Origin of the sequence: Pseudomonas sp. TREG-RG-20F-10-E-6-01 (assembly GCF_022662455.1) — a bacterium.
Taxonomy (GTDB): domain Bacteria; phylum Pseudomonadota; class Gammaproteobacteria; order Pseudomonadales; family Pseudomonadaceae; genus Aquipseudomonas.
The window spans coordinates 1-14,804 of sequence record NZ_JAKNQP010000004.1 but is presented as its reverse complement, the minus strand read 5'-3'; the positions used below and the strand labels follow the sequence as shown (position 1 = coordinate 14,804).

The following is a 14,804-nucleotide window of genomic DNA, read 5'->3' as shown; positions in this document are numbered from 1 at the left end:
GGCCTAGGCCTCTCTCTGACCGTCGAGCAAACGCCTTAACTGCAACGGGTTGCCCTGTTGCAGCGCGCAAGGCAACAAACCATCGGGGAAGTCCTGGTAGCACACCGGGCGCAAAAACCGCAGGATCGCCGCTGTGCCCACCGAGGTGCTGCGTGAGTCCGAGGTGGCAGGGAAGGGCCCGCCGTGGACCATGGCGTCACACACCTCCACACCCGTGGGCCAGCCGTTGACCAGCAAGCGCCCGGCCTTGCGTTCAAGCACCGGCAGCAAGGCTTTGGCACGTGCCATGTCCGCATCGTCCAAGTGGAGTGTGGCCGTCAGTTGGCCTTCCAAGTGTTCCGTGACCTGGCGGACTTCATCTTCGCTGGCGCACACCACCACCAGCGATGCGGCGCCGAAGACTTCTGCTTGAAGGTGCTGATTGCGCAAAAAGTCGTGGGCCGGGGCGACGAACAGGTGCGCCTGCCCCTGGTTGGAGCCGTCGGCCGCCTGACCTGTTGCTGCAATCCGGGCATGTTCGGCCAGCGTACTCACGCCGCTTTGGTAGGCGTGGAAAATGCCCGGCGTCAGCATGGTTTGGGCCGCGCAACCGCGCAGCAACTGCGTTGCGCTGGCGATGAAAGCATCCAGTGCGCTGCCTGCGACGGCAATCACCAACCCAGGGTTGGTACAAAATTGCCCGGCGCCCTGAGTCAACGACGCAACAAACCCCTGCGCCAATGCTTCGCCACGTGCCTGCAACGCGGCAGGAAACAAATACACCGGGTTGATCGAGCTCATCTCGGCGTACACCGGGATCGGCTCCGGCCGCGCCTGCGCCGCCTGGGTCAATGCGATACCCGCGGTGCGCGAACCGGTAAAGCCCACGGCCTTGATGCGCGGGTCGGTGACCAGCGCGATGCCGATGTCCGTGCCCGCGCCGTAAAGCAGTGAAAACACCCCGCCGGGCAAACCACAGGCCTTCACCGCCTGGGCCACCGCGCGTCCGACCAGTTCACTGGTGCCGGGATGGGCACCGTGTGCCTTGACGACCACCGGGCAGCCGGCCGCCAGGGCCGAAGCGGTATCACCGCCCGCCACCGAGAACGCCAAGGGGAAATTGCTCGCGCCAAACACGGCCACCGGTCCCAGTGGCACCTGCCGTTGACGCAAGTCTGGACGTGGCAACGGCTGGCGCTCGGGCTGCGCGGTGTCGACACGCACGCCCAGCCATTCACCGGCGCGCACGGTGCGCGCAAAGCTACGCAACTGCGCGCAGGTGCGGCCGCGTTCGCCCTGGATGCGCGGGCGCGGCAGGCCCGTTTCGGCCATGGCGCGTTCAATCAACTCATCGCCGAGGGCTTCGATAGTGTCGGCAATGACGTCCAGAAAGCTGGCGCGCTCGGCCAGCGAGGTTTCGCGATACGTGTCGAACGCAGCCCACGCCAGGGCGCACGCCTGCTCGACATGCTCACGACTGCCGCCGGCGTAAGCCGGTTCCAGTGGCGCGTCGGTGGCGGGATTGATGGCCCGAATCGCTTCGCGATGGCCGGAAATTGCTTGCTGACCGATAAGCATCTTGCCCGTCAGAGTCATGGGGTCGTCCTGGAAAAATGAGGGTTGGCCGCTGTGAGAAACACAGCGGCGCGCAGGGCTCAGGCGAGGTTCTGTTCGGCCGACCAGTTGGCGTACCACTGGCGGAACAGCGCGTACTGGTGCTCGGCATAACGCCGCTGCGCATCACTGAGCACGTCGGTGTCGTTGAAGTGCAGGGCGTAACCCCGGTCACCGTTAAGCACCATCAAATGCTTGTAATACAGCACCAGGTCGCAGCCTTCGTCGAAGGAGGACAGCACGCCCAGCGCCGCTTCCAGTTCGCGGGCCAGGCGCCGGGCCTTGGCGTCACCTTTGGCGGCTTGCTTGCTCAGGGCCACCAGTTGCAGCACTTCGCGCGGCAGCGCATTGCCGATGCCGGTGATGGCGCCGGTGGCGTTGCAGTTGACGAAGCCATGCACCACCTGGGTGTCGACGCCGACCATCAGGGTCACGTTATCGTCCTGGGAGGTGATGTTTTCAGCCGCGTAACGCAGGTCGGCAGCGCCGCCGAATTCCTTGAAACCGATGAGGTTAGGGTGTTCGCGGCGCAGTTCGAAGAACAGGTCGGCGCGGGTGGCAAAACCGTAGTACGGGCTGTTGTAGATCACCGCCGGCAGGTTTGGCGCGGCATTGAGGATGGCCGAGAAGTGCGCTTTTTGCGCGGTGGCCGACGCACCGCGTGACAACACGCGCGGGATCACCATCAGGCCATGGGCACCGACGTTGGCCGCGTGCGCTGCATGGGCCACCGCTTCACGGCTGTTGACCGCACCCGTGCCGACAATGGTCGGCACACCGGCAGCCACCAGGCGCGCCACACCTTCCTGGCGCTGGGCCTCGGTGAGCAGCGGCCAGTCCCCCATGGAGCCGCAGTACACCACGGCGCTCATGCCGATATCGATCAGCTCGCGCCCTTTGGCCACCAGGGCGTCAAAGTCCGGCGTGCGCTCATGCGTGCACGGGGTCATCAGCGCGGGGATGCAACCGGTGAAAATGTTGTCGCTCATTGTTTTAACTCCTTGCAGCGTTCAGTAAAAAATCGGGGCTCAGATGCCCCAGGCGAAAGGGTCCTGCGTGTCGATCAGCAGGGTGCTGTCGGCGGTCATGTAGGCGCGGCCGGTGATAAACGGGCGTACGCGCTCGCCGTCCCATTCATAGCGGCCTTCGAATTGGCTGCCGGTGATGCTGGCTTGCACCCAGATTGCACCGGGCGCGAGCTTGCCGTCGGCGGCCAGGCACGCGAGCTTGGCGCTGGTGCCGGTGCCGCACGGCGAACGGTCGTAGGCTTTGCCGGGGCACATCACGAAGTTGCGGCTGTCGGCGTTGGCGTCGTCTGCGAACAGTTCGACATGGTCGATCAGCGCGCCATCGGCGCCGTGGATGCCTTGGTTTTCCAAGGCCTTGAGCATCGTCCAGGTGTAGTCGGTGAGGGCGTCGACGTTGCCCATCTCCAGCGTTTGCCCGTGCTGCGAGACCAGGAAAAACCAGTTGCCGCCCCAGGCAATGTCGCCGTGGACCACACCATGGCCTGGCACGTCCACCGCCACGTGGTGACGATGGCGATAGGCGGGCACGTTGCGCAGGGTCACGGCGCCGTCTTCGTGCAGGGTGGCCGTTACAGGGCCGACCGGCGTGTCGATGCTGTGCACGCCGGGCTCGATGCGCCCCAAGTGGTGCAACGAGGCGACCAGCCCGATGGTGCCGTGGCCACACATGCCGAGGTAGCCGGTGTTGTTGAAGAAGATCACCCCGCACGTTGCACCCGGAGTGACCGGCTCGCAGTACAGCGCGCCGACCAGTACATCATTGCCGCGCGGTTCCAGCAGGCAGGCGCGGCGCCACAGGTCGTGCTCGGTGCGCAAGTTCTCCAGTTGCTCGGCGATGCTACTGCCTGTCAGCGTGGGAAAGCCGTCCAGCACCAGGCGCGTGGGTTCGCCGCCGGTATGGGAGTCGATCACGTGCAACCGTTTCATAAAATGCTCCATTCAGTGGGTGGCCGGGGACAAAAGCGTGCTGTGCCGGGGCTCGTTGGCGACTTCGCTTTCGTCGTCTTCGTGTTCCAGGCGCACGAGGTGGGCAGGCACGCCGGTGGCCGCGCCCCAGTAATAAATGCCCAAGGCGCAGGCCGCGACGATCAGCGTGTCAAACGGGTGGCTGAGCACGCCGAGGCCACCAAAACTGCCGAGTTTGGAGAGCAGGAGGGTCACCGCGTAGAAGCCGATCAACCACGCCGATGAGCGCACTTGCTGCTTGATGTTCAGGTGTGCGGTCGGCACCCAGCGTGCGCACAGCAGGTACACCCCGAACATGAGGATTTGCAGGCCGAGCAGCCACGACACGATGCTCCAGCCAGACCAGTACACAATCAGCGCGGCGATGATGAACGACAGCGGGCCGAGTACCGCCATGCCCTTGACCCGAAACGGCCGTGGCATGCCCGGTGCATTGCGGCGCAGCGCGGCGACGGTCACCGGGGCGACGGCGTAGCTTAGGATCAGCGCGGCCGACACCACATTGATCAGCGCTTCCCAGGAGGGGAACGGCAGGGTCCAGAACACCGACAGGCCAAAGGTCAGCCACAGCGCCGGGCGCGGGATGCCGGATTTCTCGTCGATACGCGTGAAGATCTTGAAGAACGTGCCGGTCTGCGCCCAGCCATACACCACGCGTGGCGTGGCATTCATGTAGATACTGCCGCAGCCGCTGGGCGAGATCACCGCGTCCGCCACCACCAGGTACGCCAGCCAGCCCACGCCCAGCGCCAGGGCGATATCGCGATAAGGCAGCGCGAGTTCCTTGCTGATCCCCGCCCAACCATTGGCGAGCATCTCGGTGGGCACGCCGCCGAGGAACGCGGTTTGCAGCAGCACATAGATGGCCGTCGAGAGCAGCACGGAGAGGATCAACGCGATCGGAATGGTGCGTTGCGGGTTCTTCACTTCACTGGCCACCGAGATGATCGGCGTCAGGCCCAGATAGGCAAAAATCACGCCGCCGGCCGACACCGCCATCTCTATGCCCGACAGGCCGAACGGGGCAAAACCCTGTGCCTGGAAGTTCGCCGGTTTGAAGAAGGTGAACAGCACGCCAATCACCAGCAGCGGCACGATGAACTTGAACACGCTCACCAGGTTATTGGCGATGGCGAAGGTCTTCACACTGCGGTAGTTAAGGACAAAGAACAGGCACAACAGCGCCAATTGCATCAGCCAGCCCAGGGTGGTGGGGTCGCTGGAGCCGGCCTTGGTCAGTTCGGGAAACCAGGCGGCCGCGTATTGGCGCGAAGCGACCACTTCAATCGCCACCAGGCTTGAAAACGCAATCAGCGTGATAAAGCCCATCAGGTAGCCCAACAGCGGGCCGTGGGAATACACCGGGTAACGCACCACGCCACCGGCACGGGGCAGGGCGGCGCCGAGTTCGCAATAGACGATGCCCAGCAGCAGCACGGCGAAACCGCCGATCAGCCAGGAAAAAATCCCCGCCGGCCCGGCGATGGCCGAGACGTGACTGGCCGCAAACAGCCAGCCCGAACCGAAGATGGCGCCCAGCCCGATAAAGGTCAGGTCCATCAGTGAAAGTTGTTTCTTGAACTTGCCTTGAGCAGACATGGCGGCGCCTTCTTGTGAGTTATTGGATAGGCAGGTAGTGGCGTTATCCTGAACGCATCAAGGGCGTGGCGATTGATGTTTTGCGCCTGTGTGGATGACGAATTCGGCACAGTTTGCCGCGCTCGACAGTCACTTCGGCATGGGGCAATCTGCTCGAAAACAGGGGAGTCCAGTTCATGCTGCCGAGCGCATTTGCGAGCCTTTTTCAGGCCAATCGTCCCCACGACATGCAGCAGCTATTGGCCGGGGTGGCGCAGCTGTTGCCGATGCTCGACGTGATCCCCAATGCCGCGATCTTCATCAAGGACATCGAGGCGCGCTACGTGCTCGCCAACCACACGCTGGTGCAGCGCTGCGGGCTCAAGCAGTTGCAACCGCTGCTGGGCAAGACCAGTGCGCAGGTGTTCCCCGCGCAACTAGGGCCGGGCTATACCGAACAGGATCGGCGCGTGCTGGAACAGGGGTTTGTGCTTGAGGACCAGCTGGAACTGCACCTCTATGGCACGCGCGAACCCGGCTGGTGCCTGACGCACAAATGGCCGCTGTACAGCGATGAAAACCAGATCATCGGCCTGGCGGGCATCTCCGTCGACCTGCAGTCAGCCAGCGAAACGCACCCGGCGTACCAGCGCCTGGCCGCTGTCGACGCGCACATCCGCACGCATTTCAACCGGCGCGTCAGCCTCGGTGAACTGACGCGCATCGCCGGCATTTCCGTGGCGCAGCTGGAGCGCTACTGCAAACGCGTTTTCCACCTCACGCCACGGCAGATGATCCAGAAAGTGCGCCTGGAACACGCGCACCGGCTGCTGCATACCGAACTGCCGATCACCGAGGTCGCGCTGCAATGCGGCTACACCGACCACAGCGCGTTCACGCGCCAGTTCAGGGCGTTGACCGGGTTTACACCGAGGCAGTATCGGCAGGCGACGCAAGGCCGTGCGTGAGACCTGAGCCATTGAGCTTCGCCGCGAGCAGCGCCCGCGCTGTTGCCAGCGCGCACGCGGCGAGCGACTAGATGGCGGTTCCCGGTGGCCACAATGACGCCGCGTGATTTTGCTCATGCGCCCGGCGAGTCGAGTGCGCGATTCAACGCCTAGGAACTGCGCTGCACGGACAGTGCAAATTGCAATGCAACGAATCGCACCCGTGGCGGCTCCTATGCTTACAGATAACTTTTTCACGCACACAGGTAACGGGCTTATGACGGCGGCGGACAACGATCATGTGAACTGGCTGGTTGAGCAATCGATGCTGCACGCGGCGCGCCAGCGCGCCAAGCTCTATTCGGGGCAAGGGCGATTGTGGCAGCAGCCGTATGCGCATACCCGGCCGCGTGATGCTTCAGCCTTGTCGTCGGTGTGGTTTACCGCCTACCCGGCCTCGATCGTGACCCGTGAAAACGGCACGGTGCTGGAGGCGCTGGGGGATGAAAGCCTGTGGCACGCGTTGTCGAAGATCGGCATCCAGGGCATTCACAACGGCCCACTGAAAAAATCCGGCGGGCTCTCTGGTACGCGGCATACGCCGACCATCGACGGCAACTTTGACCGCATCAGTTTTGAAATCGACCCGCAGCTGGGCACCGAGGCGCAGCTGCAGGCGCTGACGCGCATGGCCGCTGCGCACAATGCGGTAATCATCGACGACGTGATCCCATCCCACACCGGCAAGGGCGCGGATTTTCGCCTGGCCGAGATGGCGTACGAGGACTATCCCGGGCTCTACCACATGGTGGAAATCCGCGAAGAAGACTGGCCGATGTTGCCCGATGTCGCCGAAGGCCGGGACGCGCAGAACCTCAGCCCGGTGCAGGTGGATGCGCTGCGCGACAAGCATTACATCGTCGGCCAGTTGCAGCGGGTGATCTTCTTTGAGCCCGGCGTGAAGGAAACCGACTGGAGCGCTACCCCGGTGGTGGTCGGCGTGGATGGCAAGCCGCGCCGTTGGGTCTACCTGCATTACTTCAAGGAAGGCCAGCCGTCGCTGAACTGGCTGGACCCTTCGTTCGCCGCGCAGCAAATGATCATCGGCGACGCCCTGCATGCGATTGACGTGATGGGCGCCAAGATCCTGCGCCTGGATGCCAACGGCTTTCTGGGGGTGGAGCGCAAGCTCGAGGGCGGTGCCTGGTCGGAGAGCCATCCGCTGTCGATTACCGGCAACCAGTTGCTCGGCGGCGCGATTCGCAAGGCCGGTGGGTTCAGCTTTCAGGAGCTTAACCTGACGGTGGACGACATCGCCTCGATGTCACACGGCGGCGCGGACCTGTCCTATGACTTCATCACGCGCCCGGCGTATCAGCATGCGTTGCTGATGGGCGACACCGAGTTTCTGCGCCTGATGCTGCGCGAGATGCACAGCCAGGGCATCGACCCAGGCTCCCTGATTCATGCGTTGCAGAACCACGATGAACTGACCCTGGAGCTGGTTCATTTCTGGACCTTGCACGCCCACGACAATTACCTCTACCAGGGCCAGACTTTCCCCGGCAACATTTTGCGTGAGCATATCCGCGAACAGATGTACGAACGCCTGACCGGCGAACATGCGCCGTACAACCTCAAATTCGTCACCAATGGCGTGTCCTGCACCACCGCCAGCATCATCACTGCAGCGCTGGGGATTCGTGACCTGGAGGCGATTACGCCGGCCGATATCGAGCAGATCCGGCAGATCCATTTGTTGTTGGTGATGTACAACGCCATGCAGCCTGGGGTGTTTGCCTTGTCGGGTTGGGACCTGGTTGGCGCACTGCCGTTGGCGGCCGATGAAGTCGCGCATTTGATGGCCGACGGCGATACCCGCTGGGTGCATCGCGGCGCTTACGACCTGGTGGACCTGAACCCCGAGGCCGAGCTGTCGGCGGGGCAGATGCCGCGCTCCAAAGCCTTGTATGGCAGCCTTAACCAGCAGTTGCAGGATCCGCAGTCGTTTGCCTCGCAGCTGCAAAAAATCCTCGCGGTGCGCAGTGCCTATGGCATCGCCGCCAGCCGGCAGATTCTGGTGCCGGACGTCGAGCATCCCGGCTTGCTGATCATGGTCCACGAGTTGCCAGCCGGGAAGGGTACGCAGATTACCGCGCTCAACTTTAGCAACAGCGCGATCACCGAAACCCTGCACCTGCCCAATATCGCGCCGGGGCCGGTGGTGGACATCATCAATGAACGGGTTGAGGGCGACCTCACTGCCGAGGGTGAATTTACGATCACGCTGGATGCCTACGAGGGCCTGGCGCTGCGGGTCGTCAGTCATTCGCCGATGATTTGAGTGCGGCCTTAACGCGGGCTCGGAACTGCAGTGCGTGACAATGCTTCGCCCAAGGTTTCTTCCAAGTGCTGAATGCGACGAGAAACCGCGGACTGCGTCAGGCAAAGGGTTTGCGCTGCCTTGGTCAGTGACACGCTATCGACCACGGTGACGAAGGCCTTCAAGTCTTGAAGTAGCATGCGAAATACTCATCATCTTTTGGAAAATTATGCGCTTGATGAATCTTGTGGTGGCGACTAGCGTTGTATCACTGGCCGCCGGTGTGGATGGCCGATCAACCCTGTTAAGGATATGTTCATGCCTTTAGTCCGAATTGACCTTGCCGCCGACACTTCTACTGACACCGCGACGGCCATCAGCGAGGTGGTCTACGCGGCGATGACCAGCGTTGCTAACGTGCCTGAGCACGATAAATTCCAGATCATCAACCGTCATGCCAAGGATGAACTGGTGTACCCGGCGGCCGGTTATCTGGGGATCACCTACACGCCCAGGATTGTGTTTATCCAGGTGACCTGGAACGCCGGGCGCAGCATTGACGTGAAAAAGGCCTTTTATGCATTCATCGCCGAAGGCATTCACGCCAGGACCGGGTTGCGCAAGGAAGACGTGTGGATCAGCCTGGTGGATGTGAAGCGCGAAGACTGGTCGTTTGGTAATGGTGAAATGCAGTACGCGCCGACCGAGTGACGCATGCACAAAAAAAGGGGCGACTCAGTCTGAGTCGCCCCTTTTTTCATTCGGCGTTCAGCGCCTGCAGAAACGCTGTGTGTTGCAGCGTTTGCGAAAACATCGGCAAGGTAAACTGCTCGGCTGCGCGCTGTTGTTCTTCACTGAACGTCGCGGTGCAATCGGTCAAGGTCACCACGTCATAGCCTTTCTCGTACCCTGATCGAACCGTGCCTTCGACGCAGCAGTTGGTCAGGAAGCCTGCGACGACCAGGTTCTGGATGCCATTGTTGCGCAGGACCAAATCCAGACCGGTGGTGGCGAACCCGTCCAGCCCGCGTTTGCCTTCGATCACGATGTCGGCGGCTTCGCGCGTCAGCGCGTCGCTGATCTCGGCGCCCCAGGTGCCGGCACGAAAGGCGTTGCCGTCGGCGACGCCCTTGAGAATGCCGTAGGAGCGTGTGGTCAGCTCAGGATAGCCGTCGGCAAATTGGATCGGTAAGTGGATGATCTTCACGCCCAGCTTGCGTGCCTGCTCAATCGTGGTAGCGGTGTTTGCCAGCATGTTGGTGGTGTGCATGACGTCTTTCACGGCGTCATGGAACACTCCGCCGGGGGTGGTGAAGTCGTTCTGGTATTCAATCAACACAATTGCGGTTTTATGCGGGTGCATGGTCGCTCTCCGATCAATAGGGTTTATTCGTTACTGCCTTCAACCAGGGCGACGCTGTAGGTCGTACCCTTCAAACAGTGTGCGGCAACCGCCGGATACGCGGGGCTGTTTGCCCAGGCGAGTCTCGGACAAGCCGGCGCCATACAGCGGCGCTGTGTCAAAGAAACGGATGCCTTGAGCCCAGGCGGCAGCGACGTTAGCGGCCGCCTCGTCTTCGTCAATGGCGCGGAACATGTTGCCCAGCGGCGCCGTGCCGAAGCCCAGCTGCCCGATAATGTTGTCATTCAAACTCATCGCATCACCTCGGCCTCATCAGGCCTTTAATCGTAGGTCAAGCACGACGGTTGGGTCGTGTTCGTAGAGGAATTTCTCAAGCGAGAATGAAGAGGCATGGCTGCAAACATCCATTAAATAGATTCTACATAAAATCTATTGTAGGTTTTTGAGTGTTCAAGCGTGAGTGATGTTTGCCTGGCTGCTCATCGGCCTGGCGCAAACAGGCTGGTTATTGCGATGCTAACGGCCTACGCGTCACGACCCGCCCACATCGAATTTATGGAGAAACATCGATGCAATCGCTGCCCATTCCGCCGTCCATCGTCGGGCACACGCTTGAGTTGCGCCCGTTGGACAGCGCAGATTTCGAAGCCCTGTACCGCGTCGCCGCCGATCCTTTGCTGTGGGCTCAGCACCCGAGTCCAACCCGCTATCAGGCGCCGGTATTTCGTGAGTGGTTCGACGAGGCATTAACGTCGCAGAGCGTTGTGGTGGTGATCGACCGTGCCAGTCATGCGGTGATAGGCAGTTCTCGGTACTACGACTTCAGTGAAGAAAAACGTGAGGTTGCGATTGGGTACACCTTTTTAGCCCGCGAAAAATGGGGCGGCGCGGCGAATGGGGAACTCAAGCGCCTGATGCTCGACCACGCATTTCGCTGGGTCGACACCGTATGGTTCCATATCGGCGCTCAGAACATTCGCTCACAACGGGCCATGCAGAAAATCGGCGGGCGGTTGTCGCATTCCGCGACGAAGGATGTCGCCGGGCGCCCCCAAGAGACCGTTTTTTATAAAGTTGAGCGTGATGCGTTGGTGGGTAACGAGTTGTAGCGGATCAGGATGCGAGTGTGATCGTCGGTCGGCGGGACGCGGGGGGAGTTGCGCAGGGCAAAAAGAAAAGGGTCTGTCCGACGGACTTTGCTGGAACGCTCCAGCGCTTTCTCGCATCGGAGCTTAACAGCCGTCAATGCCCAGCCCGCGCTGGGCTTTTTGCAGCTGGCGAAAGTGTTTTTTAACAGGGGTCACAGGCTTACTTTAACGGAAAAGTAGCCTTGAATTCTGTCCCACTTTCAATGGTTGAGCTAACCGACACCGTGCCGCCGTGTGCCTTCACGATTTCGCGGACAATGAAAAGCCCCAATCCAACACTGCGACTATCTTGCGCAAGATTGACACCACGAGTCATCGGACTGAAGACCGTGGCGAGGAAGTCTGGAGGAATCGGTATACCCCAGTTGTGCACCACCAGCTCGAAACCTTGCTCCGTAATGGAGGAGGTTACTGTCACCGGGCGATCCACCGCTCCATATGTAACAGCATTGGATATAAGGTTACCTGCAAGCTGCGTAAGCCTATCGCTGTCAGCCATGCATAGACCCTGGCCATTGGTTGAATGCAGAAGCTCTCGTTTGGGATAAACGATTCGAAGCTGCTCGACAGCCGCAGCGATCAGCAGGTGTAGGTCGATAGTCGTTTTTGTAACCCCAATACCGCGCCCTATTCTGGCCTGCGTGAAATCCAACAAATCGTTGATAAGCCTGCGTGCCCTTTGCGCCGCTTCCTGAGTGTGCCGAACCAATTTCTGCTGCCTGGGGGACAGATCATTCCGCTCCAGCACCTCGGTGGCCATTGAGATCACCGATAGGGGATTACGCAGATCGTGACTCACTATCCCAATCATTTGCTCAGAGAATAGAGCACGGTCTTCTGCTGCTGCCTGCTCCCGTTTTACGTCTGTGATGTCATGAAGGATACCGACAAACTGAACGAGCTTGTTATTTGGGTCGAATGCCGCACGCCCAGTGGAGAGTACCGTGCGCTGAACGCCGTCAACGCCGTTCAATCTATAAATGCAGCGATACTCCTGAGCTACCGATCCGAGAGCCGCCGAAAATAACTCGGCCTCTCTTGGAAGGTCATTAGGGTCTATCAGGTCTGAGTAAACTGACGCTGAAACATCTTGGTTTGACGGGTAACCGAGCAATTGCGCGACGCTGTTATCGTAACGACGCTCAAGTGTCACCGGGTCGACGTCCCAAACGTGCATCTTGGCCGACTCTAGAGCAACTCGCAGCCTCGCATCGGCAACCGACAAATCCCGCTGAAGAGCTAGGTGAGCTTCGAGCGATTCCTCAGCTTGCCGTTTGGAAATCAGCACTTCCTGCTCGAATCGATGCCTCTCGATCACTACAAACGCGCAAACCTCATCGAAAATGCCGCCAAGGTGTTCCCGCCTTGTTGCATTGAGAATCATCGGTAATTTTTTACCCTCAGACGTCGCAAACTCAAGCTTTACCTCGGAGATGGAACGCTGCATCTCAAGCAAAGGCATCCAGTGAGTTTGATGGAAAATTCGTCCTCCGACAGTCAGCAACTCTTGTAGTTTACGTCGGCCAACCAACTGATCTTTGGAGTATCCCAACCACTCGCAGAAGGTGGCATTTGCGCGAAGGATTAAACCGGCCTTGCTGGTGATAATGAGGGCGCAGGGAGCGTGCTCGTAAAGCATGTCGGCATCAGGGACTGGGTCGTCATTAGCCGCCATGAGCAATTCGACCCTGAACGCTTGCAATGAAGCTTTGGATCGAATTGATGCATAGATCAGGGGCACTCAGGTGCGGGCAATGCCCCACGTTTTCTATCACCTCAAGACGATTATCCGGGATCACCTTGTTGAGGTAACGACCTACTTCGACAGGTGCAATGATGTCGTCGGATGACTGAATAATCAGCGCCGGCGCCAGTAGCTTGGCCACGTCAGTGCGGTTATCAGATAGGAACGTCACCCTGGCGAACCGCTTCGCAATATCAGGGTCTGTCTGGCAGAAGCTATTGGTTAATTCGACACCAAGATGGGGCTGTCCAGGCGCGCCCATGATGGCGGGGGCCATGGAGCTCGACCAGCCAAGGTAGTTGCTTTCCAACGTCTCCAGAAGAGAGTCGATGTCCTCCCTGCTGAAACCACCAAAATATTCACCATCGTTGATATACGACGGTGAAGGCCCAACCATGACATGCGCCCCGAATAGATCAGGCCGCTTATTCGCGGCGATTACGCCCGCCATAGCGCTGACAGAATGCCCAACAAATATGACCGGGCAGTCCGCAAACTCCTCAATAATCTCCACGATGTCCTGCGCGTACCCTTTCAATGATGAGTACCTCACAACCTCATAGGCTGAGAGGTCTGACTTCCCACAGCCTACAACGTCGAAAAGAATCGTCCGAAAGTTGTCGCGGAATGCCGGCTCGACGAGTCTCCACATGTTCTGATCACACCCAAAACCATGCGCAAAAACTAGAGTGACAGGGCCTGAACCGTGGACGCGTACATTGTTGCGGGTTAGGACAGACATTTAAGCCTCCTGCGCTGATCACACATGGAATTCGAAAGGGCGAGTTTAACAGTCTACGTCATTAACTGCCGTTGTCCGTCCTGCTTGGCAGCAAAAACCTGGACGATAGCAAGCCTCAACGGGCATGACGCAGCAGGCAAATGAGAACGCATGTATGGCAGCCGGTTTAAAAACTTGAGACGTGATGCTTAAGCGTATGCCTGGAGGTGGCTTTTCGGATGGTTAGCCAGGCGCCGTGAAAATCTCTTGTTTTTGTGAGGCCTGATGTTGGCGGAATGCTCGGCGCAGGCGAGCCCTTGGCTGAACGCTACATCGCTGACCAACTGCCGGTTGGACAGGAGGTTGGGGGGGACTGCAAGGTAGGCTTGCAGCGCTGCCCATCTCGCTCCCTAGATCTGGGCGGTGTCCGGTATGTTGGTACGCTGCGTAGGGGCTGCCATTCGGGCCTGCCAGGCATACGTTCGCGCTATTGCACGCTGACGATTAAATCAATTAGTTCTACGAAGCCTGACAAGGACTTGCCGGCTTTTGTTCAGCAGCAAGGTTGGTGAAAAAAATGCAGCCTATTAACTTGGCGAATAAAACTAAAGTCTCCTCAAGATCCGGGTCTTCAAACAATATTGAGCGTGAGTCCAGCGCGCATAAAGCACCAAAGAGTCGCCCATCAGGAAGGAAGATAGGAGCGCCTGCATAACTTTCCAGTCCGTATCGCTTGACGACATGGCGATCTGAATATCTGCGATCGCCACTGATTTTTGGAATGAAGAGGGCTTTGGGGTTTCTTCTCAGCTCGCTGCAGAGGGTGATTTCCAACTCCAGGATATTTCCAGCCTCTATCCCTAGATGGGTTGGGTCGAAAACTGAGCAAACTATCCAGTCCTTTTCCGTGAATTTGGCAATCCCGGCAAATCGCATTCCTGTAAGGCGCGTAACAAGCTGCAAAATAGCGCTTGTGGCCTCCAGTTCAGCTATTTCAGAGCGTTCATCTGCGCTCAGCACAGAGTGCAAGGCAATCTCATGAGAAGCCATTTTTATCCCCTGCTGTCTGTAGCTGAGCGTGTCACTGTTGATTGGTAACTCTGTGCCATGAACGCACTGTGCTTGATCCAGCTTTTAGGTCCGGAATCGGAGAACCAAGTCATTCAAGTTGACTGCTAGACGTGATAATTCATTGCTTGCAGTCAACGTCTGGCGGGTACCCTCAGTGCTTTGAATTGCCAGGTCACGAATGCTGATGAGACTGCGATCTACGTCACGTGCGACGTGAGCTTGCTCCTCGGAAGCGGTTGCAATCTGAATATTGCGGTCGTTGATTTCCAGTACGGAATCAATAATTTGGCGTAGCGATTGGCCTGCTTGCTCTGCCGTATCT

General features: G+C 59.5%; 13 protein-coding genes and 2 pseudogenes. 4 read left to right on the top strand and 11 right to left on the bottom strand.

The window, feature by feature from the left end:
* Positions 1–3 precede the first annotated feature (3 nt).
* From L8K08_RS14080 to L8K08_RS14065, 4 genes are read right to left on the bottom strand one after another with little or no spacing between them, the layout of a single operon-like run.
* Positions 4–1,575 (bottom strand): aldehyde dehydrogenase (NADP(+)), encoded by a 1,572-nt coding sequence (locus L8K08_RS14080; RefSeq protein ID WP_242197968.1) that lies wholly within the window; start codon positions 1,573–1,575, stop codon positions 4–6.
* A 59-nt stretch (positions 1,576–1,634) separates the two neighbouring features.
* Positions 1,635–2,582, bottom strand: a complete 948-nt coding sequence (locus L8K08_RS14075) for a dihydrodipicolinate synthase family protein (RefSeq protein ID WP_242197967.1) — start codon at positions 2,580–2,582, stop codon at positions 1,635–1,637.
* Between the two features lie 39 nt (positions 2,583–2,621).
* Positions 2,622–3,548, bottom strand: a complete 927-nt coding sequence (locus L8K08_RS14070) for a 4-hydroxyproline epimerase (RefSeq protein ID WP_242197964.1) — start codon at positions 3,546–3,548, stop codon at positions 2,622–2,624.
* Positions 3,549–3,560: 12 nt separating this feature from the next.
* Positions 3,561–5,186, bottom strand: a complete 1,626-nt coding sequence (locus tag L8K08_RS14065) for an APC family permease (RefSeq protein ID WP_242197962.1) — start codon at positions 5,184–5,186, stop codon at positions 3,561–3,563.
* 176 nt (positions 5,187–5,362) lie between these two features.
* Between L8K08_RS14065 and L8K08_RS14060 the strand changes: the two genes are divergently transcribed.
* A complete protein-coding gene (locus L8K08_RS14060) occupies positions 5,363–6,133 on the top strand; it encodes an AraC family transcriptional regulator (protein WP_242197960.1) in 771 nt (256 codons plus the stop codon).
* A 256-nt stretch (positions 6,134–6,389) separates the two neighbouring features.
* A complete protein-coding gene (gene treS / locus L8K08_RS14055) occupies positions 6,390–8,456 on the top strand; it encodes a maltose alpha-D-glucosyltransferase (protein ID WP_242197958.1) in 2,067 nt (688 codons plus the stop codon).
* Between the two features lie 8 nt (positions 8,457–8,464).
* Here the strand turns inward: treS and L8K08_RS14050 are convergent, their stop codons facing one another.
* The gene (locus L8K08_RS14050) at positions 8,465–8,635 is read right to left on the bottom strand and encodes a LysR family transcriptional regulator (protein WP_242197956.1); all 171 of its coding nucleotides are present in this window, start codon (positions 8,633–8,635) and stop codon (positions 8,465–8,467) included.
* A 118-nt stretch (positions 8,636–8,753) separates the two neighbouring features.
* On the opposite strand from L8K08_RS14050, the gene L8K08_RS14045 reads away from it, so the two are divergent.
* The gene (locus L8K08_RS14045; RefSeq protein WP_242197954.1) at positions 8,754–9,146 is read left to right on the top strand and encodes a tautomerase family protein; all 393 of its coding nucleotides are present in this window, start codon (positions 8,754–8,756) and stop codon (positions 9,144–9,146) included.
* A gap of 46 nt (positions 9,147–9,192) precedes the next feature.
* Here L8K08_RS14045 and L8K08_RS14040 read toward each other — a convergent pair whose 3' ends face one another.
* Together L8K08_RS14040 and L8K08_RS14035 are read right to left on the bottom strand one after the other, a co-directional pair.
* On the bottom strand, positions 9,193–9,798 hold the full coding sequence (locus L8K08_RS14040) for a cysteine hydrolase (protein WP_242197952.1): 606 nt from the start codon (positions 9,796–9,798) through the stop codon (positions 9,193–9,195).
* Between the two features lie 108 nt (positions 9,799–9,906).
* A pseudogene (locus tag L8K08_RS14035) lies at positions 9,907–10,092 on the bottom strand (aldo/keto reductase); the annotation flags it as partial.
* Between the two features lie 275 nt (positions 10,093–10,367).
* On the opposite strand from L8K08_RS14035, the gene L8K08_RS14030 reads away from it, so the two are divergent.
* Positions 10,368–10,907 (top strand): GNAT family N-acetyltransferase, encoded by a 540-nt coding sequence (locus L8K08_RS14030; protein ID WP_242197950.1) that lies wholly within the window; start codon positions 10,368–10,370, stop codon positions 10,905–10,907.
* Between the two features lie 199 nt (positions 10,908–11,106).
* Here L8K08_RS14030 and L8K08_RS14025 read toward each other — a convergent pair whose 3' ends face one another.
* The 4 genes and pseudogenes from L8K08_RS14025 to L8K08_RS14010 form a co-directional block, all read right to left on the bottom strand.
* The gene (locus tag L8K08_RS14025) at positions 11,107–12,621 is read right to left on the bottom strand and encodes a PAS domain-containing sensor histidine kinase (RefSeq protein ID WP_242197948.1); all 1,515 of its coding nucleotides are present in this window, start codon (positions 12,619–12,621) and stop codon (positions 11,107–11,109) included.
* Entirely contained in the window at positions 12,611–13,432 is an 822-nt protein-coding gene (locus tag L8K08_RS14020) for an alpha/beta hydrolase (protein ID WP_242197946.1), read from the bottom strand. Before L8K08_RS14020 ends, L8K08_RS14025 begins: the two co-directional genes overlap by 11 nt.
* A 498-nt stretch (positions 13,433–13,930) precedes the next feature.
* Positions 13,931–14,461 carry a GAF domain-containing protein gene (locus L8K08_RS14015; protein WP_145160951.1) on the bottom strand — a complete coding sequence of 177 codons (531 nt, stop codon included), beginning with the start codon at positions 14,459–14,461 and terminating at the stop codon, positions 13,931–13,933.
* A gap of 84 nt (positions 14,462–14,545) precedes the next feature.
* A pseudogene (locus L8K08_RS14010) lies at positions 14,546–14,804 on the bottom strand (methyl-accepting chemotaxis protein); the annotation flags it as partial.